Origin of the sequence: Pseudoclavibacter sp. CFCC 14310, assembly GCF_008831165.1 — a bacterium.
Lineage (GTDB): Bacteria > Actinomycetota > Actinomycetes > Actinomycetales > Microbacteriaceae > Pseudoclavibacter_A.
In genome coordinates, this window is sequence record NZ_WBKC01000004.1 from 294,737 (window position 1) to 313,016 (window position 18,280).

An 18,280-nucleotide genomic window follows, 5' to 3' on the forward strand; every position below is an offset into this window, starting at 1 on the left:
AGCGCCGGCCGCTGCGCACAAGTGTCAGCTCTCGGCGTCTCCGAAGAGCGCATCGATGTCGGCCTGGTCGACGTCGATGAGACGAGACGGGTTCCAGACGGGGTTGCGATCTTTGTCGATGACCTGGGCCCGCACGCCCTCGCGGAAGTCGGGCCGAGCCGTCAGACCGGCGCACAGCCGCAGATCGGTCTCGAACACCTGCTCAAGCGTGCTCTCGGCTGCCAGTCGCAGCGCCCTCTCGGTCACGATCAGCGAGAACGGGCACATGCCGGCGATCAGATCGGCTGCCTCGTCGGCGGAGTCTTCGCCGTGGTCGTGCAGCGCGGCGATCACCTTCGACGGCGACGGGTCGGCGAAGGCCTCGTCGATGCCGGCCTGGTTGCGCACGAGCACCGATGCCGGCGGCTCGACCGCCGAGGCGCCGATGATTCGACGCGTGTTCTCGACTGCCTCGTCACCGCTTCCGACGCCGGCGATCAGACCGTCGACGACGTCGCCAAGGTAGTCGCTCGGCACGAAGTGGCCGGCAAAGCCCATCGCCATCGCATCTGCTCCGGTCATCTCTCCGGCGGTGTACGCCAGCAGGTGGCCGAGCCGCCCGGGAGCCCTGGCCAGCAGCCAGGTGGCGCCGACGTCGGGCATCAGCCCGATGCGCACCTCGGGCATCGCCACCCGTGAGCGCTCGGTCACCACTGGGAACGCGCTGTGCGCGCTGATGCCGACGCCCGCCCCCATCGTGATGCCGTCCATGAAGGCGACGACGGGTTTGGGATACCGTGCGATGCAGAGGTCGAGCGAGTACTCGGCCTCGAAGAAGTCGTAGCGTTCGAAGGCGGATGCCTGCGAGAGCGCTCGGATGTCTGCACCGGAGCACAGGCCTCGCGCACCGGCACCGCGAATCAGCACCGCCTGCACCCGGTCGTCGTCGATCCATGCGTCAAGCTGGCTGTGAATGGTCGCGATCATGTCGGCGGTCAGCGCATTGATGGCCCGTTCACGGTTGAGCAGGATCTCGCCGAGGCGGCCGCGCACAGTGGTCAGCACATCTGTCTGTGTCGTCTGAACAGTGCTCATGACCCCGATTTAAGCACGTGCTGCCGAGAAGCGCCGCACCAGTCGATGATGATATACGCTCACCGGCATGCCCCGGCTCAACGCCGCTGTCTCACCGCGGCGTCCGTCGATGCTCGTGCAGCGCTCACGACTTCATCCGAACGTCACGTGTGTGGGCTAGGTTTAACCGCATGAACGCACAGACTCCCGACCACGACGCCTCCTCGCGGCGAGGCGGCACCGGCGCTGCCTTCGACGCCCACGACGCCGAGCACTACGACGATCGCCCGCTGGGCAACCGCCATCACATGAACTTCTACACCCGCCGCTGGGTACGCCCCGAGGATCTCAACGCGAACGGCACGCTCTTCGGCGGGTCGCTGCTGAAATGGATCGACGAAGAAGCCGCCATCTATGCGATCGTGCAGCTCGGCAACGAACGCTGTGTCACGAAGTTCTACTCCGAGATCAACTTCGTCTCGAGCGCCTGGCAGGGCGATCTGATCGAGATGGGTCTGGTCGCCACGAAGTTCGGCCGCACCTCGCTGACGATGAGCTGCATCGTGCGTAACATGATCACACGCAAGACGATTCTCACCATCAACGAGATCGTGTTCGTGAACCTCGGCCCCGACGGCAAGCCTGCCCCCCATGGCTACACCGAGATCACGTATCTGCGCGACCGCATCCCCAAGCGCACCGGCGGGTCGATCCCCCGCGCACCCATCACCGAAGTGCTCCCGGTCATTCATCCCGAAGACGCGCACTCAGTCGATCTGGATCAGTAGGGCTGAGCTGCTGACGAGACGGCGATCCCGCCGGGTTGCCGCTACTTGTGTGCGATCAGCTTTCGCCCTGTCTCATAGATCCAGTAGTGCAGAGGCCTCACGGGCTTCTCCCAGGTGCCGAGGTAGTGCCGCGCCTGGCCGCCGAATGACTTCTTGAACTTGGTGAATCCCTGCCACGGGTGATCCGCGGGCGCGTCGTCCGGCGCGATCCCATAGAAGTCGAACCACTTCTTGCCGTCGGCCTGGGCGTCGAGGATCATCTGCACGAGCAGCACTACGTTCGCTGCCTGTTTGCGGTACTGATAATCGGCACCAGCATGTGCGTAGTAACGGGTGTCTCCGTGGTCATAGGCCAGTGAGGCAGCGGCGATGGCGCCGTCGACGGTGGCCAGATACAGCTTGGCCGTGCCCGACGGCATCAGGGCGGCCGCCTGATCGGCGATGTACTCGGCGTCGCGCAGATGAATGTCTTTGCGCTCGGAGACCTGCCCCATGAGATCGGTCAGCAGACGCACGTCGTGCGGATCGGTCGAAGCCCGCACGACCACGCCATGTCGTTCGGCCGACTGATAGGCGCGCCGCTGCCCGCCCCGGATGCCTTTCAGAATCGCATCATGACCGACCGAGAGATCCAGCCGCCAGGTGTCTTCGGGCTGCACATGATGCACGCGGTGATAGCCGCGACGCGTCAAGACCTGCTTCGCGTCGGATTCGGCCTGCTCGTCGACGCCGACCGGCTCGACGCGCACGAAGACGGCGCCGCGGCTTCGGCTCTGACTCTCGAGCGCCTCGAGCCCCGCGTCGAGGCCTTCTGCCGAAGCGAAGCTGGGGCCGTAGGGGGCGTACACACGCCGAGTCCTCATTGGCCCGGTCTCGACCAGACCGCTCACGCTCCAGTCGTTCCCGGCAGCGGTGAGGCCGTTCACGCCCTCGCTGCGCTGAAAGGCCGCCCAAGCAGCTGACTGCAGTACATGTGTCATGGTTCAGAATCCGGTCTCAGTCGTCTCGGGGTAATACTTGCGATACTTGCGCCGCTGGTTGGCCGACGCGAGCATCAGGTAGAGCCCTCGCCTCAGCGAGCGTTCCACCCGAGGATACTTCAACGGTTCGACCACCTGTTTCGTGCGCAGCAGCCGCCGTACCTCCTCAGACTGTGCCCCCGTCAGATACTTCAGCAACAGACCTGTCGGCACTGTCGTGTACAGCACCCGTTGCGAGACGACGTCTGGGCTCTGCGGGGACTCACCGGCGATGACGTCACGGACGACGGCGGCAGCGGGACTCGTGCCGCCGGCGCTCACGTAGTAGTTGTTGCGACCGATGCGCGGGTTCACCTCGAAGAAGACCGCGCTGCCGTCACGCGGGTCGATCTTGGCGTCGAAGTTCGCGAAGCCGTGATAGTCCACGTGCTCGAGAAACCGTCTGGCCTGGTCGAGCAGTTCGTCGTCGCGATCGCTGATCATCGCGGCGGGGATGCCCATGCCTGCCGGGGTGTGGTCTTCCAGAAGCACCCGTGCGCCAGAGAGCATCGTGACCCGGCCCTCGCCGTCGACGTAGGCGGTCACCGACCGTTGGGTCGTGTCGTCGCCGGGAACGAGCTCCTGAACGAGGAACTCGCCGCGGAAGCCGCCCGTGCGCAGGGTCTGCCAGAGTCGTTCGAGCTGCTCCGCAGTCTCGACGAAGTAGATCTTCTTCTTGCCGTCGAACGACATTGTCTGCCAATACGAGCTGACCGCCGGCTTGCAGACGAGAGGGTAGCGCAGAGTCACCGCCTCCGGCTGCCAACCGGCGTCGTCGGCCGGTGAGAAGTCAATGGTCTGAGTGGTGGGCACACGCATGCCGACCTCGCCTGCGATCCGCGCGAACTGCTGCTTGTCCGAGACCTCTTCGAAGGTCTGCAGCGACGGAAACGGCAGCTTGTAGCCGGCGTTCTCAAGCTCGTCGCGAGCGCCGACCAAGAGCCGTGCATACCAGTCCGAGTTCGTCAGCAGCACCAAGTCGACCTGGTCGGCGCCTGCCGCCTCCTGCTGTTCACGTGCGCAGGCCACCAGGGCGTCGATGAGTCTCTCGGGATGCTGCCCGACCGTGATGATGCGCAGGTCGATGATCGAAGATTGCCCCACTGCGCCGGTCTCAGCCTCGGCGAGAACGATTGAGCGCACACCATAGGTCTCATGGAACGAGCGGACGAGTGCGTACACCCCGATGTCTCCGCCGACGATGACTGGCTGCAGTCGTCTCGCAGCCGTCTGATTCGAATTCATCCCTGCCTCCCGGTCGCCACGATGGCGGTGACCAGTCTAACCGAGGGGTCTGACCGTTCAGATGTACATCGCCGGGTCGCGGAACTGCTCCATGTCTTCGGGTTCGACGTTCGCCGACGAACGGCCCGACCCCGTCGCTGCGCCGGTGAGCCCGTCGGTCGTGGCCCGGTGCGCGGATGCCGCGCCGAGCCCGTCGCGCAGACTCCCCTCGTCTCGCGGTCGGGTCTGCGGACGCGGGCGCGGTTTGGCCGGAATGCCGACCAGCAGCGAGTCGGGCGGTGCGCCCTTGACGACGACGGCGTTGGCTCCGATCGACGAGTGCGAGCCGATGGTCACCGGCCCGAGCACCTTGGCGCCCGCGCCGATCAGCACATGATCGCCGATGGTCGGGTGCCGCTTCTCGGCTGCCAGGCTGGTGCCGCCGAGAGTCACCCCGTGATAGATCATCACGTCGTCGCCGACCTCAGCCGTCTCGCCGATGACCACGCCCATGCCGTGATCGATGAAGAAGCGACGCCCGATGCGTGCGCCAGGATGAATCTCGACACCGGTGAGAAAACGGCTCAGCTGTGAGACGAACCGCGCAGGCCCCTTCGCGTGATGGTTCCACAGCCAATGGGCGAGACGATGGTTCCAGATCGCGTGCAGGCCCGAATAGAGAAAGAAGATGCCGGCCGCGGACCGCGCCGCAGGATCGTGTCGACGAGCGTTGTCGATGTCTTCGCGAAGTCTGCTGAACACGCCCACGACTCTATCTGCTGTGCCGTCGACCTGGTCAATCGACTCGGCAGACGCAGCACCGGTCACGACCGGCATCTTCGCATCGACTCAGTCGAGCAGGTCGCTGTAGAGCGACGTCGACAGGTAGCGCTCCCCGAAGTCGGGGATGATCACCACGATGGTCTTGCCCGCAGCCTCGGGACGCTTGGCCACCTCGAGCGCCGCCCATGTCGCGGCCCCCGCCGAGATACCGGCGAGGATGCCCTCCTCGCTGGCCAGCGCGCGTGCGGTCGCCGTGGCGTCGGAGAACTCCACGTCGATGATCTCGTCGTAGAGCTCGGTGTCGAGCACATCGGGCACGAAGTTCGCTCCGATGCCCTGAATCTTGTGCGGCCCGGGCTTTCCGCCGTTGAGAATCGGCGAATCGCTAGGCTCGACGCCGATCACCTTGGCCTCAGGGTTGGCTGCCTTGATGATCTGGCCTGCGCCGGTCAGCGTGCCGCCCGTGCCGATGCCTGCGATGAAGTAGTCGACGCGCCCCTTGGTCGCCTCGACGATCTCGGGGCCGGTGGTCGCACGGTGCACGGCGGCGTTCGCAGGGTTGGCGAACTGGCTCGCAAGAATGGCGTTGTCGCTCTGCTCGACGAGCTCCTTGGCCTTTGCGACAGCACCTTTCATGCCCTCGGAGCCGGGCGTGAGCACGATCTCGGCACCGTAGGCACGAGCGAGCACGCGGCGCTCGACCGACATGGTCTCAGGCATCGTGAGAACGACATGGTAGCCCTTGGCAGCGCCGACGAATGCCAGGCCGATGCCCGTGTTGCCGCTGGTGCCCTCGACGATGGTGCCACCGGGTTTCAGCTCGCCGCTGCGTTCGGCGGCCTCGACGATCGCCGAGGCGAGGCGGTCTTTGACGCTGCCTGCGGGGTTGGTGAACTCGACTTTGGCGAGCACGTCGGCAGCGCTGTCGCCCGGCAGCCTGTGCAGGCGCACCAGTGGGGTGTTGCCGATTGTAGAGAGGATGCTGTCGTGGATCTCAGCCATGTCGTGATGCCTTCCGCCGGTCTCTTCGCACACGCCGAACGGCGCGCCTCTCGCAGACTATCGAGCGCCTGCGGCATCCCGACGAACCGGCCGTCGCACTTCGTAACAGAGAGTCAGACCGGCAGCGTCCAGTCGACGCCCTGGCCCTCCTGCTGCTGCAGCCAGTCTGAGGCGCGGCTGAACGGGTGCGATCCGAAGAAGCCTCGGTAGGCCGAGAGCGGGCTGGGGTGTGCCGACTCGATCAGATGTGCGTTCGGCAGCATCGGCGCCGCGCTGCGCGCGTCGCGGCCCCAGAGAATGGCGACCAGCGGGCGATCGCGCTCACCGAGCGCCCGAATGGCGCGCTCCGTGACCTGCTCCCAACCGATGCCGCGGTGCGACGCCGGTCGGCCGAGTTCGCACGTGAGCACGCGGTTCAGCAGCATCACGCCCTGACGCTCCCATGGCGTGAGGTCGCCGTTCGCCGGGGCCGGCGCACCGATGTCGTCGTGCAGCTCGGTGAAGATGTTCTGCAGTGACTTCGGCAGCGGCCGCACGTCGGGCCGAACCGAGAACGAGAGCCCCATCGCATGACCGGGCGTCGGATATGGATCCTGCCCCACGATCAGCACCCGCACGGCGTCGAGCGGCTGCTGAAAGGCCCGGAACACGTCGGGGCCGCCGGGGGCGTAGTGGCGCCCGTCGAAGACCTCGCCGCGCAGGAACTCGCCGATGTGCGCGATGCGCTCAGTCTCAGGGGCGAGCACCGGTGCCCATGACGGGTCGACGAGGTCGGCGACCGGATGCGGCTGAGGGTCGGTCACGACAGTTTCGGGCGCAACGGGCCCCGATGCAGCTTGTGCTGCGCCGACTGGGCGACCGGACGCACCACGACCAAGTCGAGGTTGATGTGCGGCGGCAGCTCGATCGTCTGCACGTTCACCAGAGCGACGTCTTCGGCGCTCAGCGGATGATCCACATCGGCGTAGACGTCGTCGGCCTTCGCCTGGTCGCCGTGCAGCCGCTTCAGTGAGAACTCCTCGGTGTGCACCAGTCCCGGAGCAATCGCGATGACACGGATGGGCTCGCCGCTGAGCTCGAGCCGCAGCGTGTCGACGAGCGCCTGCTCGGCGTGCTTGGCGGCGGTGTACCCGCCACCGCCTTCGTAGACGCCGAGCCCGGCCGTCGAGGTCAGGGTGAGGATGCTGGCCCAGCCGTGCTCGGCGGCGGTGCGTCGCAGCACCGGCAGCAGCGCCTGCGTCACGCGCAGCGTCGCGACGGTGTTGATCTCATACATCTGCACCCAGTCTTCGACACGACCGCGCTCGATCGGGTCGACGCCGATGGCTCCACCGGTGATGTTCAGCAGTGCGTCCAGCCGACCATGCTCGTCGACGAACTCGGCAAGCGCCTGCACCTCGGCCGGCGACGTCAGGTCGGCGGCGAACGGAATCGCTCCGGTCTGCGCCGCAAGCTCGTCGAGCCGCTCGGCACGGCGAGCCACGGCGATGACCTGCCAGCCGTGTTCACGCAGCAGTGCCGCCGTCGCGCGCCCGATGCCGCTGCTGGCGCCGGTCACCAGTGCCGTGCGCTGTCGGTCGTCGGTCTCGTCGAGCTCGACCACGCTCGCGCTGAGCGGAGGATGGGATGCCTGCGGTTCTGGAGTCGCTGGTGTCATGCAGAACATCCTAGATGCTGCCCTTCGCAGAATTGCCGACTTGATAAAATACGGTGATTCACCCATTCGGCAGAGGCGGCCTTCACATGCAGCAGTACGGCGACGGCCGAGCACACGCGCACCGCATCGATCGGGCACGCGACAACGACAGCGACCTCTTCTCGCCGGTCACCGACCGCATGATCGCGCGTGTCGCCGGCAAGCCGCCGGTGACCGGGGCCTGGCTGGTCGGCGATCCTCCGGGGCGCCGACAGTTCGTGCACGTCGGCAAGCAGGATCTCGAGTTCGGCGGGCGCCTCGACTGCGTGCGCGTCGCATACGAGACGTGGGGCGAGCTGAACGCCGACCGCAGTAACGCCGTGCTCATCCTGCACGCGCTGACCGGTGACAGCCACGTCGCCGGCGTGCGAGAACTCGGGCATCACACCGCCGGCTGGTGGGCCGATCAGATCGGCCCTGGGCGCCCGATCGACACCGATCGCTTCTATGTGGTGTGCGCGAATGTGCTCGGCGGCTGTCAGGGTACGACGGGCCCGAGCACGATGCGTCCCTCGGGCCAGCCGTGGGGGTCGCAGTTTCCGTATGTCTCGATCCGCGACATCGTGCACGCGAGTCACAACTTCTCGACCACTCTCGGCATCGACCGCTGGCACACCGTGATCGGCCCCTCGATGGGCGGCATGCAGGCGCTGGAGTGGGCGATCATGTACCCCGACGACGTCGAACGACTCGTGGTCATCGCCGCGCCGGCGGTCACGAGCGCCGACCGCATCGCCGTGAACTCGGTGCAGGTCGACATGATCCGCAGCGACCCCGACTACCTCGGCGGCGACTACTACGACCTTCCTGAGGGCCGCGGCCCATGGCATTCGCTCGCGCTCGCCCGCCGGGTCGCCGTCACCAGCTACCGCAGCGCCGAAGAGTTCAACACCCGTTTCGGCCGTTCGGCCCAGTCCGGCGTCTCACCGCTGGGCAAAGGCGGACGCTTCGCCATTGAGTCATATCTCGACTTTCACGGCAACAAGTTCACTCGGCGTTTCGATGCGAACACCTACATCACCATGCTGGAGGCGATGAACTCGCACGACATCGGCCGTGACCGCGGCGGGGTCGTCGAAGCGCTCGGCAGCATCACGGCGAAGTCATTGGTCGTCGGCATCGACTCCGACCGCCTCTACGGCATCGACGAGCAGCACGCCATCGTCGCAGGTCTGCGCACGCACATCGCCGGCGACGAAGCGGTCGTGGTGCACTCCCCCTACGGGCATGACTCGTTCCTCATCGAGCGAGAGGCGATCGGGGCGCAGCTCGAACGGATCCTCTCGGCCTGAGCTCGACCACGGCCCAGATCAGCAGCGCGACCAGCAGCAGGTTGCGCACGGTGATCACCCACAGCATCCACGCGCTCAGATTCAGCAGGTAGCCGTACCATGACGGGTAGATCACCTGTGTGAGCACTCCGATCAGGGACGTCAGCGCCATCGGCACCCACCAGCGCGGAGGACGCACCGCGGCGAGCAGCAGCACGGGCGCCACCAGCCACGCCTCGAACTGCGGCGACCCCACCTTATTGCACACGATGAAGGTCGTCACGAGCGCAAGCGACGCCCAGGCGAACACCTGCAGCCGGTCGACGCCTACGCGCTGCAGCCGCCAGGCCAGCAGCGCGATCGCCAGCACCATGATGCCCATCAGCACTGTGACGGTCGTCGCGATGACGGGTGACGACGCACTGATCAGCTCGTTGGTGTATATCTCGTGGTTGTAGACGACCGCACCGTCGCCCGAACGCGCCCTCCAGAGTCCGGCGGTCGCGCCGACCGCCTCGATCTGCAGGTTGCGCGAGGCCTGGCCGCCGACGAAGCCGAGCAGGTTGGCGACGTCTGCGAAGCCGCGCCCGCTGACGAGGGATGCGATGGCGGCCACGACGGCGAGGCCTCCGGTCAGCGCGACGCCGGGTGCGATCAGCGCGCGCAGCATCCGGCGGCCCCGCCCCCAGAACGACGAGACGGCAGCCGCGAGCACAGCCGCCGGCCAGACCTTGACCCACGTGCCGACGGCCAGCAGCAGCCCGGCAAACGCCGGGCGGTGTTCGAGCAGTGACAGCGCGATGACGACGAGGGCGAGCGCGACCGTGTCGACGCGCCCCAACGCGACCGGTCCGAGCAGCAGCAGGTAGACCGCCCACCACCATGCGGCACGCATGCGGCGCTCGTTGCGAAACCCCTCGGTGAAGACGCCGAGCGCGACGACGTTCAGCAGAGTGACCATGATCAGCCAGCTGAACGTGTAGTCCAGCCCGGTCGAGGCCCAGAGCGTCAGTGGCAGGAGCATCGTCACCAGAGCGAGCGCCGGATAGACCCATGGGTCCGTGATGCCGTACCAGGTGCCGTTCCGGACTGCGTCGAACGACCAGAGGTGATAGACGCTGGTGACGTCGCCGAAGGGTGCGCCGTACTGATGGCGGCCGCTCAGTGCGAGCCAGAGGTGCACCACGAGGAACGCCACGATGAGCACGGTCGGTCGTGCGGCAACTCTGCTGACCACGGTCATGAGTCTCGGTCGCCGGGACGCGGCCGTCTCTTCGGTCGAATCCGTCTTCGGTGCGCTGCTGGTCATTGAAGGTCGAGTTTACCGGGCGCTGCCGACGTGCTCGTCTGGCAGCGCCGTCTCAGGTTCCGTGCTCTCCACCCCAGCGGCGTCTGACGACCTGATGCGGGTGAGAGCAGGCAGCTGGTCAGTTCTTTCGGTCAGCTCTGCCGCCGCGGCCCAGCAGCCAGCCGATCAGAATGCCGATGAGCAGCAGGATCACCGTGAAGATCCAGAAGGAGCCGCTGATCTGCATGCCGAAGAGCACCAGCGTCACCGTCGAGGTGTTCTGGAAGATGAAGATCAGGGCGAGCACGACGAGCACAAGCGCGGGCCACGTCTTCTTGAGCCACCCACCGACCCGCTCGCCTGCGGTGACCTCGTGATGCGGTGTGGGGTTTCTCTTGTCAGCCATGGTCTCTTCCTGCCTGTGTCTGGAGCTGATCGCTCGATCACCCCACAGTTCCCTGTGCTCAACAGTATGACCGTTCCCACGCTCTTGCACAGGAATACTGTCGTATGCGATGCGCTCTGCGAGCGACGGCTTTCGATACACTGTGGATCAGAGACGTATGCCGTCCGTCATGTTCGCCAGATGAGAAGGATCACGATGAGTTCCGTTCCCCCTGAAAACCCGACGACTCCGCCGGCGAACTGGTATCCAGACCCGGCTCAGACCGGCTGGCTGCGCTGGTGGGACGGCTCCCAGTGGACCGAGCACACCGCACCCGACCAGCAGGCGGCCGCTCCAGGATACGGCTCGCCCGCCCCGCGCAAGGGCAAGACCGGGCTCATCGTCGGCATCGCAGTGGCCGGTGTGCTGCTTCTAGCCGGAATCACCATCGGCCTGTTCGCGGTGATCGGCAATGCCACGAGCAGTCCCAAAGAGGTCGTCGCGAAAGCCATCGCATCGGCCGAGAGCGGAGACTGCGACGGCGCCGCCAAGTACTACACGTCGTCTATGGCCTCGCAGCTCAAGGCAGGCTGCAGCCAGATCGGCAGCCTGCCGAACGGTCTGAACGACAGCGGCTCGGGCTCTGGCACCACGAACGGCATGAACATCTCGAACGACTTCTCGTCAGAGAACATCACCGGCGACTCCGCCACGGTGACCTACGCCGTCGACGGCGAGTCCGGCTCCGGTCTCACGAAGGTCACCGTCTCAGGCACGTACGACTACAAGCTGGTCAAAGAGAGCGGCAGCTGGAAGATTTCGGGCATCGACACCTCGAACATGAAGATCGACACGCCGGGACTGGGCGACCTCAGCAAGCGCTACGGCGACCTGGGCAGGCAGTACAACAACGATCTGAACGATGACTACGGCGACCTGGGCGATTTGGGCGACCTGGGTCAGTACGGCAGCGGTTCGGGCTCCGGAGCAGGCACCGGAGCGAGCTCCACCCGCCTCGGCGCCACTATCTGACCGCAGGCCGCAGAGCCGGCGCACCCACCGCATCCGTCCAGACCGCGACAGCAGAGACGACGCGGCAGAGACGGCGACAAAAGACGAGCAGGGCCGCACCCACCGCATGTGGGTCGCGGCCCTGCTGTCATCTCAGCCGATCAGGCGACCGGCCAACGCTCAGGCCTCGACGCCGAGCTTCTCACGCTCGGCACGGGCGGCGGCGACCATGTCGGTCAGCGCAGGCACCACCTCTTCGTATCGACGCGTCTTCAGCCCGCAGTCGGGGTTGACCCACAGCAGCTGGTCGGGAATCGACTCGAGCGCGATGTCGAGCAGCCCCTCGATGTCGGCCTCAGTGGGCACGCGCGGCGAGTGGATGTCGTAGACGCCCGGCCCGACCCCGCGGCTGAAGCCGGCGGCCTTGATGTCGCGCACGATGTCCATCTTCGAGCGCTCGGCCTCGACCGAGGTCACGTCGGCGTCGAGCCCGTCGACGGCGTCGATGACCTGGCCGAACTCCGAGTAGCAGAGGTGGGTGTGAATCTGCGTGCGGTCGGCGGCGCCGGCGGTCGCCAGACGGAACGACCCGACCGACCATTTGAGATAGTCGGCGTGGTCTGCCCGCTTCAGCGGCAGCAGCTCGCGAATGGCCGGCTCGTCCACCTGCACGATGTCGATGCCCGCGGCCTCGAGATCGGCGATCTCGTCGCGCAGCGCCAAGGCGACCTGGTCGGCGGTGACGCCCTTCGGCTGATCGTCGCGCACGAACGACCAGGCCAGAATCGTCACGGGGCCGGTGAGCATGCCCTTGACCTGCTTCTCGGTGAGCGACTGCGCATAGCTGATCCACTCGACCGTGAACGGCTTCGGGCGCACCACGTCGCCCCAGAGGATGCTCGGGCGCGTGCAGCGCGACCCATACGACTGCACCCACCCGTTCTCGGTCACGTCGAAGCCCTCGAAGTTCTCGGCGAAGTACTGCACCATGTCGTTGCGCTCGGCCTCGCCGTGCACGAGTACGTCGAGACCGATCTCTTCCTGCAGCTTCACGACGTCGGCGATGTGCCCCTTGATCTGCTCGTTGTAGGCGGCCTCGTCGATCTCGCCCTTGGTGAACTGCGAGCGCGTGCGGCGGATCTCCGGCGTCTGCGGGAATGATCCGATGGTGGTCGTCGGCAGCAGCGGTAGGCCCAACTCGGCCTGCTGCACCTGCGCGCGCTCGGCATACGGTGTGCGCGTGAAGTCGGCGTCGGTGAGCGCTGAGATGCGTGCGCCCACCTCGGGGCGGTGCACGCCGGCATGCTCAGCGCGGGATGCCAGCGCGGCAGCCGCTTCGTCAAACGCTGCCTGCACCCCCGCTTTGTCGCCGTCGTAGGCGCGGGCGAGCGTGACGATCTCGACGACCTTCTCTGCGGCGAAGGCCAGCCAGGAGCGCAGTTCGTCGCTCAGCTTCGACTCGTCGTCAAGCGTGTGCGGCACATGGAACAGCGACGTCGAACTCGAGGCCACGACTCGACCCGCCAGAGGACGCAGCTCTTCGAGCTTCGCGAGCGCGGCATCCAGATCGGCACGCCAGATGTTGTGGCCGTTGATCACTCCGGCGACCACCACTTTGTCTTTGAGCCCGGTCACGCCGGGGGTGTCTGCGGCAGGCACGTCGCCTTCGACCAGATCGAGCGCGATGCCCTCGATCGGGGCCTCGGCCAGTGCAGGCAGTGCCTCGTCGAGAGCGGCGTACGACGCCTGGGCGAGAATCTGCGGGCGCTTCTCGAGCGCGCCGAGCACCTCGTAGGCGTGCTTCGCCGCTGCGATGAGCTTCGGGCGGTCACTGGGCAGCAGCTCGCTGACCAGCGCCGACTCGTCGAGCTGCACCCACGGCGCATCGAGCTCGGCGAGGCCGGCAAGCACCTCGGCGTAGACCGGCAGCAGGTCGTCGAGGCGGTCGAGCGGGTCGAAGCCCTCAGGGGCGTCGGCCGTCGGCTTCGCCAGCGCGAGCAGCGTGACCGGGCCGACGATGACCGGGCGGGTCACGAACCCGTGCGAGAGCGCCTCGGCGAAGAGCAGGGCCGGCTGATCGCTGCCCTGGCGGAAGGTGGTGTCGGGCCCGATCTCAGGCACGAGGTAGTGGTAGTTCGTGTCGAACCATTTGGTCATTTCGAGCGGCTGCACGCGGTCCACCCCACGGGCGGCGGCGAAGTAGCCATCGAGGCTCAGGCTGCCGTCTTCGTCGACCCACTGGTCGAAGCGCTTCGGAAGGGCACCCACGAGCACGGTGGCGTCGAGCACCTGGTCGTAGTACGAGAAGTCGCTGGGGATGCTGGCGTTGTGCGCCTCGAACCCGAGATCGTGGAGACGGCGCCAGTTGGTCGCACGGATCTCGGCTGCCGTCTCGGCCAGCTCCGGTGCCTCGATGCGGCCGCCCCAGTAGCGCTCGAGCGCCTTCTTGAGCTCTCGGCTGCGACCGATGCGCGGGTAGCCTAGTGCAGTGCCGCCTTCAAGGCCGGCCCCTGTGTGTTGAGTAGCCATGGTTCTCTTCCTGTGTTCTGGCCGAGCGCGCCTGCAGGCGAAGAGCTGAGGGCGTCGAACACCCTGAGCGCGGTCGGCTCGTCATTCATGGTGAACAGCTGTATGCCCGGGGCTCCGGCTCGCGCCAGCTTCTCAGCCAGCTCAACTGTGTTCTGCACCGCGATGTCGCGGCGAGTCTGTGCATCCGGTGCGGCGTCGAGCGCTGCAGCGAGCGCAGGCGGCGGGGTCAGCCCGGAGAGTTCTGAGATGCGCTCAAGACGGCGCACCGTGGTCGTGGGGGTGAGCCCGGGAACGATCGGCAGCGTCGCACCCGTCGCAGCGACCAGGTCGAGAAAGCGTGCGTAGTCTTCGGCGTCGAAGAAGTGCTGCGTGATCGCGAAGTCGGCGCCCGCCTGCTGTTTGCGGGCGACGTTTTCGGCGTCTTCGCGCAGATCTCGGCTGTCTGGATGCCCGGTCGGGAACGCTGCGACGACGATGCGGATGCGCTGCCCCGCCGCTTCGGCACGCTGGCTCACTCGCGCGATCAGGTCGGTGGCGTGCGGCAGCACCAGGCCGCTGCCGTCGTCGCGGGCGTCGCCGCGCAGAGCGAGGATGCCTGTGACGCCGGCTTCGAGCAGCTCGTCGATCGTCTCGTCGAGCTCACACAGAGACGCGGCCTGGCAGGTGAGGTGTGCATAGGTGGGCACCCCGGACTGTGCGATCCAGGTGACCAGCTCTTTCGTGCCAGCCTGACGGCTGCCTGCTGCGCCATAAGTGACCGTGACGAAGTCAGGACCGAGCTTCAGGAGCTTGCGCACAGCGGTCACGTTGCGACGCAGCTGAGGCACTCCCCTAGCCGGAAAGACCTCGAGCGAGAGCGTGGGCGCCGCGACGGTCGGCAGAGTGTCCCAGGCGGGCGCGACGTGTGGTGCGGGCTCGTGCAGAGCATCCGCCGCATCGTCACCGTCGTCAAAGGCGTCATCGACCGACAGACCGAAGCGACTCGCGCTGAAGCGGCGCTCGGCGACAGGCTCTTCGGCGCTGGCCTCGGTCGAGACGGCAGCATCGTTCGACCGCGCGACCTGGGGTCGACGATCTGCTGCGGGCTGCGCACTGGCGGTCATAGTGGCTCCATCGTATTCTGCGTCGCTGCGCCGACGCCACACGTGTGACGTCACGTTACATCGCGGGGCGCTGCTTGTGCGCAGATTTCGGGGACCTGGTTTCGGTGCGGTTGTCGGCGAGGTCGTCTCAGTGCGATTCGGGCACAGCACTTGTGCGGCCCTGCTGCAGAACCTGTATTTCGACCGATCAGTGCGATTCGGGCATCGAGAGCACAGAAGACGCTGCCAAAACCGATTGATACGCACGTCTTCTGCACTCTCGCCGACATCGAACAGGTTCTGCACTCTCGAGGAGGCACCCACGGGGCTCAGCACAGGTTCTGCACTCTCGGGGCGGCATCCCCGGGGCCCAGCACTGGTTCTGCACTCTCGGGAGCTGCCGCGATCGCACCGCGCCGCCACGGATTGGCAGAAAGGGGGCATTTTCGAGCGATCCCGGTACATTCCGTGCAATCCGTGGCGGCTACACTCTGGGCGATCCGTGCGGCTGTATTCCGTGCAATCCGTGCGCCTACATTCCGTGCAATCCGTGGCGGCGCCGACCAGCCGAGGCAGCTCAACAACCGAGTTTCTGAGCAGACAGAGTGGCCTGTAGCTGAACATCTGAACTGTTGCGCAGCTAAACGCCGAAGTTTGAGGTACAAGGCCACGACTGCCGGAAGAGCGACCAGAGAAACCGCGCAGGTGGCTGAGCGACTCACGGTTCTGATACCCTTACAGGCGGTCACAGACCATGCGGCTGTAGCTCAATGGTAGAGCGCACGCTTCCCAAGCCTGATACGCGGGTTCGATTCCCGTCAGCCGCTCCATTCCGCCCCATCAGCAGCAGCATTCGCATCGGGCAGCCGCTCAGATCGTTTCCGCAGGTGCGCTCGTACCAAGCAGTCACTCCGCTCACTCCCAGCATCCGGTCAGCTCGACCAGTCGCGCCCTCCCCTGCGAGTACACCACTGTGCCCACTTCGGACGGAATGTCGCTCAACCCGGGCTTCTTCACGTTGTCGACGATCGCGTCGCCGAAGTCGAGCACGAAGTGCAGATCGTTCGCACGCACGATCGGGCACGTGCGATCCTTCCAACTGGCATCGCTCAAGTGCCAGTCCAGCGTCTGCAGGTCGTCAGACACATCGCTGAGAATGTGCACGCGCGTCACCGGCACGTTTTCAAAGGCGTAGGCGAGCGCACCTCCGTTGCCCGGGTCGACCAGCACGGTCTGCCCCGCCGGCACGAAGTCACGAAGATGTGCGAGAACATCACGCTCATCGGTGTTCAGCAGTTTCGACGTGGGCGAGATGACATAGTCACGCTGCGCCCAGCTCACCACCTGCGCGATCGCCCCGTTGCGAATCGGCAGCACGAGCACCGCGGCCAGCATGAGCAGGACCACCCCCACCACCGCCCGCCGCATGGCCTGCGCCGATCGTGACAGTCGATGAGAGTGCTTCGGCCCGATGCGCATGACCACGATTGTCACCAACGCCCAGACCGTCGTGAAACCGATGACGGCCAGCGGCAGAAAGCCGAACACCGTGAGCCCGGCGATGCGCTTCGGGTCGCGGTAGAACCCGGCGGTGAGCACGTCGCGCAGCAGCGGAATCGGCGACGCCACCACCACCAGATACAGCACCACTGTGAAGCCGAACACGATGATCGGCCACCACCGCCGCGAGCGCAGGCAGCGCACCAGCCCGATCAGTGCCAGCACGCTGACTGCGATGGCCGCGGGACGGTCGACCGGCCCGTTCGTCACGATGTCTGCCAGAGCGTCGCGCAGGTTCTCGTCAGCCTTCCACGGTGCCACGTCGAGCCCGGTGCGCAGCACGCCCCACAGCAGCACGAACACGCCGGCGACCGACCAGATCGCGATGCGGGTGCCGCGCACGCCCAGCCAGTCGACGAGCGTTTCGGCGGATGCCCCGCTCACTCCCGCCTCTGCGCCGCCGGCCCGCAGTCGGCGCAGCTGCGGTCCCAGCGTCGCGAAGACGATCATGGCGGCGAATCCCACGGCGGCAAGCAGCGAGTTCGGGTGTGCGAGAGCGAGCCCCGGCAGCACGAGCAGCAGGGCCGCTGCCGCATTCAGACGGTGCTGCACCAAGTCAGGCCGCTGACGGCAGATCGAGAGTGTGAGCGCCAGCGCCGCGGCGATCAGCGAGTTGCCCAGCAGGTTCGGGTAGAGCGGCCCCCAGTGCAGAAACAGCCAGGGGAACGCCGGAAAGCACGCGCTCAGCAGACCGCCGGCCAGGCTGCTTGCCAGGTTTGGGCCACCGATGGCCTGTGCAAGCCAGATCACGCCGAGCGGCCAGATCACGGCGCTCACCACAAGCGCCACGACGTTCGTGGCCTGCGGCACACCGATTCCGCTGAGCTGTGCGACCAAGGCCACCACGTCGTGCCAGGCGGCCGGGTAGAACGACGAGTTGTTGGCCTTGTTCGTGATCGACCACAGCGTCAGCGACGAGCCGTCTCCGCTGTCGAGAATCGCGCGCACGGCGTTGAGATGAAACGTCGTGTCGAACAGCTGCATGATGTACTCGGCGTCGGGCACCAGCCTGAAGAAGGTCGTCGAGATCAGCACCACCGCGGCGACGAGCGCAAGCAGCCCGGGGATCACACCGCGGCGCCAGGCCCCGGTCATCGGCCGGGACACATCGGGCCCGGCAAAGACGGGCTGTGCACCGACCGCAGCCGACGCCGGACGACGAGCCAGCATCCACCGAATGACACGACGAAGCACGACGACCAGCGCGAGAGCGACCGCCCAGCCGATCAGCAGGCACCACAGCGACCAGTGCAGGCCGAGCCGAGGTGTGACGATCGCACTGACCGCGATCACCGAGACCGATATTGGCGCGGCGGAGCCCCAGACAGCCATACCGCGCAGCCCGAGCACACGGGCGAGCACTGCGCCCGGCACGAGCAGCAATGCGACAGCGACGAGCATGGCGGGCACCAGCTCGACCCAGGTCTGCGCCTGTGTGAGGTCCATCGTCGTTCTCTGCTCTCGTTCGCTCCCTGAGCACCTGCTGTGCACGGTCTTTCCATTCTGCCCTGCGCGATACGCTGATGTATGCAAGCGCGCGTGAACGCGCAGCCCATGCACAGCACCACCACAGAGCTCGAATGGCTTCT

The 18,280-nt window shown here is 66.4% G+C and carries 14 protein-coding genes, 1 tRNA gene and 1 pseudogene; 4 read left to right on the top strand and 12 right to left on the bottom strand.

All coding sequences use genetic code 11. The features are described 5' to 3' along the window. Nucleotides 1-24 precede the first annotated feature (24 nt). Nucleotides 25-1,074 (bottom strand): enoyl-CoA hydratase/isomerase family protein, encoded by a 1,050-nt coding sequence (locus F8O06_RS10870; RefSeq protein ID WP_158038578.1) that lies wholly within the window; start codon nucleotides 1,072-1,074, stop codon nucleotides 25-27. A gap of 287 nt (nucleotides 1,075-1,361) precedes the next feature. Between F8O06_RS10870 and F8O06_RS10875 the strand changes: the two genes are divergently transcribed. Beyond that, nucleotides 1,362-1,841: an acyl-CoA thioesterase gene (locus tag F8O06_RS10875; RefSeq protein WP_225733497.1), complete on the top strand. Its 480-nt coding sequence runs from the start codon at nucleotides 1,362-1,364 to the stop codon at nucleotides 1,839-1,841. A 41-nt stretch (nucleotides 1,842-1,882) separates the two neighbouring features. Here F8O06_RS10875 and F8O06_RS10880 read toward each other — a convergent pair whose 3' ends face one another. The 6 genes and pseudogenes from F8O06_RS10880 to F8O06_RS10905 form a co-directional block, all read right to left on the bottom strand. Further along, nucleotides 1,883-2,821, bottom strand: a complete 939-nt coding sequence (locus F8O06_RS10880; RefSeq protein ID WP_158038580.1) for a lipid II:glycine glycyltransferase FemX — start codon at nucleotides 2,819-2,821, stop codon at nucleotides 1,883-1,885. Nucleotides 2,822-2,824: 3 nt separating this feature from the next. Continuing rightward, nucleotides 2,825-4,105, bottom strand: a complete 1,281-nt coding sequence (locus tag F8O06_RS10885; protein WP_158038581.1) for a hypothetical protein — start codon at nucleotides 4,103-4,105, stop codon at nucleotides 2,825-2,827. A gap of 219 nt (nucleotides 4,106-4,324) precedes the next feature. After that, a pseudogene (epsC, locus tag F8O06_RS10890) lies at nucleotides 4,325-4,852 on the bottom strand (serine O-acetyltransferase EpsC); the annotation flags it as partial. An 81-nt stretch (nucleotides 4,853-4,933) separates the two neighbouring features. Further along, entirely contained in the window at nucleotides 4,934-5,869 is a 936-nt protein-coding gene (gene cysK / locus F8O06_RS10895) for a cysteine synthase A (protein WP_158038582.1), read from the bottom strand. 113 nt (nucleotides 5,870-5,982) lie between these two features. After that, entirely contained in the window at nucleotides 5,983-6,672 is a 690-nt protein-coding gene (locus F8O06_RS10900) for a uracil-DNA glycosylase (protein ID WP_158038583.1), read from the bottom strand. Then, nucleotides 6,669-7,526, bottom strand: coding sequence for an SDR family oxidoreductase (locus tag F8O06_RS10905; protein WP_158038584.1), 858 nt, complete (start codon nucleotides 7,524-7,526; stop codon nucleotides 6,669-6,671). Before F8O06_RS10905 ends, F8O06_RS10900 begins: the two co-directional genes overlap by 4 nt. Before the next feature lie 125 nt (nucleotides 7,527-7,651). Between F8O06_RS10905 and metX the strand changes: the two genes are divergently transcribed. Further along, nucleotides 7,652-8,857 carry a homoserine O-acetyltransferase MetX gene (metX, locus tag F8O06_RS10910; RefSeq protein ID WP_412973465.1) on the top strand — a complete coding sequence of 402 codons (1,206 nt, stop codon included), beginning with the start codon at nucleotides 7,652-7,654 and terminating at the stop codon, nucleotides 8,855-8,857. Here the strand turns inward: metX and F8O06_RS10915 are convergent. Together F8O06_RS10915 and F8O06_RS10920 are read right to left on the bottom strand one after the other, a co-directional pair. After that, the gene (locus F8O06_RS10915; RefSeq protein WP_158038586.1) at nucleotides 8,805-10,145 is read right to left on the bottom strand and encodes a glycosyltransferase 87 family protein; all 1,341 of its coding nucleotides are present in this window, start codon (nucleotides 10,143-10,145) and stop codon (nucleotides 8,805-8,807) included. The genes metX and F8O06_RS10915 overlap by 53 nt on opposite strands. Nucleotides 10,146-10,263: 118 nt before the next feature. After that, the gene (locus tag F8O06_RS10920; protein ID WP_192496930.1) at nucleotides 10,264-10,530 is read right to left on the bottom strand and encodes a DUF1049 domain-containing protein; all 267 of its coding nucleotides are present in this window, start codon (nucleotides 10,528-10,530) and stop codon (nucleotides 10,264-10,266) included. Nucleotides 10,531-10,725: 195 nt separating this feature from the next. On the opposite strand from F8O06_RS10920, the gene F8O06_RS10925 reads away from it, so the two are divergent. Next, nucleotides 10,726-11,541 (top strand): DUF2510 domain-containing protein, encoded by an 816-nt coding sequence (locus F8O06_RS10925; RefSeq protein WP_192496931.1) that lies wholly within the window; start codon nucleotides 10,726-10,728, stop codon nucleotides 11,539-11,541. 159 nt (nucleotides 11,542-11,700) lie between these two features. Here the strand turns inward: F8O06_RS10925 and metE are convergent, their stop codons facing one another. Beyond that, nucleotides 11,701-14,049 (bottom strand): 5-methyltetrahydropteroyltriglutamate--homocysteine S-methyltransferase, encoded by a 2,349-nt coding sequence (metE, locus tag F8O06_RS10930; RefSeq protein ID WP_158038588.1) that lies wholly within the window; start codon nucleotides 14,047-14,049, stop codon nucleotides 11,701-11,703. Further along, complete coding sequence (locus tag F8O06_RS10935; protein WP_192496932.1) at nucleotides 14,001-15,152, bottom strand: methylenetetrahydrofolate reductase; 1,152 nt, start codon at nucleotides 15,150-15,152, stop codon at nucleotides 14,001-14,003. Before F8O06_RS10935 ends, metE begins: the two co-directional genes overlap by 49 nt. A gap of 735 nt (nucleotides 15,153-15,887) precedes the next feature. On the opposite strand from F8O06_RS10935, the gene F8O06_RS10940 reads away from it, so the two are divergent. Then, nucleotides 15,888-15,961: transfer RNA gene (locus tag F8O06_RS10940), tRNA-Gly, on the top strand. 85 nt (nucleotides 15,962-16,046) lie between these two features. Here F8O06_RS10940 and F8O06_RS10945 read toward each other — a convergent pair. Then, a complete protein-coding gene (locus tag F8O06_RS10945) occupies nucleotides 16,047-18,137 on the bottom strand; it encodes a DUF6541 family protein (RefSeq protein ID WP_158038590.1) in 2,091 nt (696 codons plus the stop codon). Nucleotides 18,138-18,280: the final 143 nt, after the last annotated feature.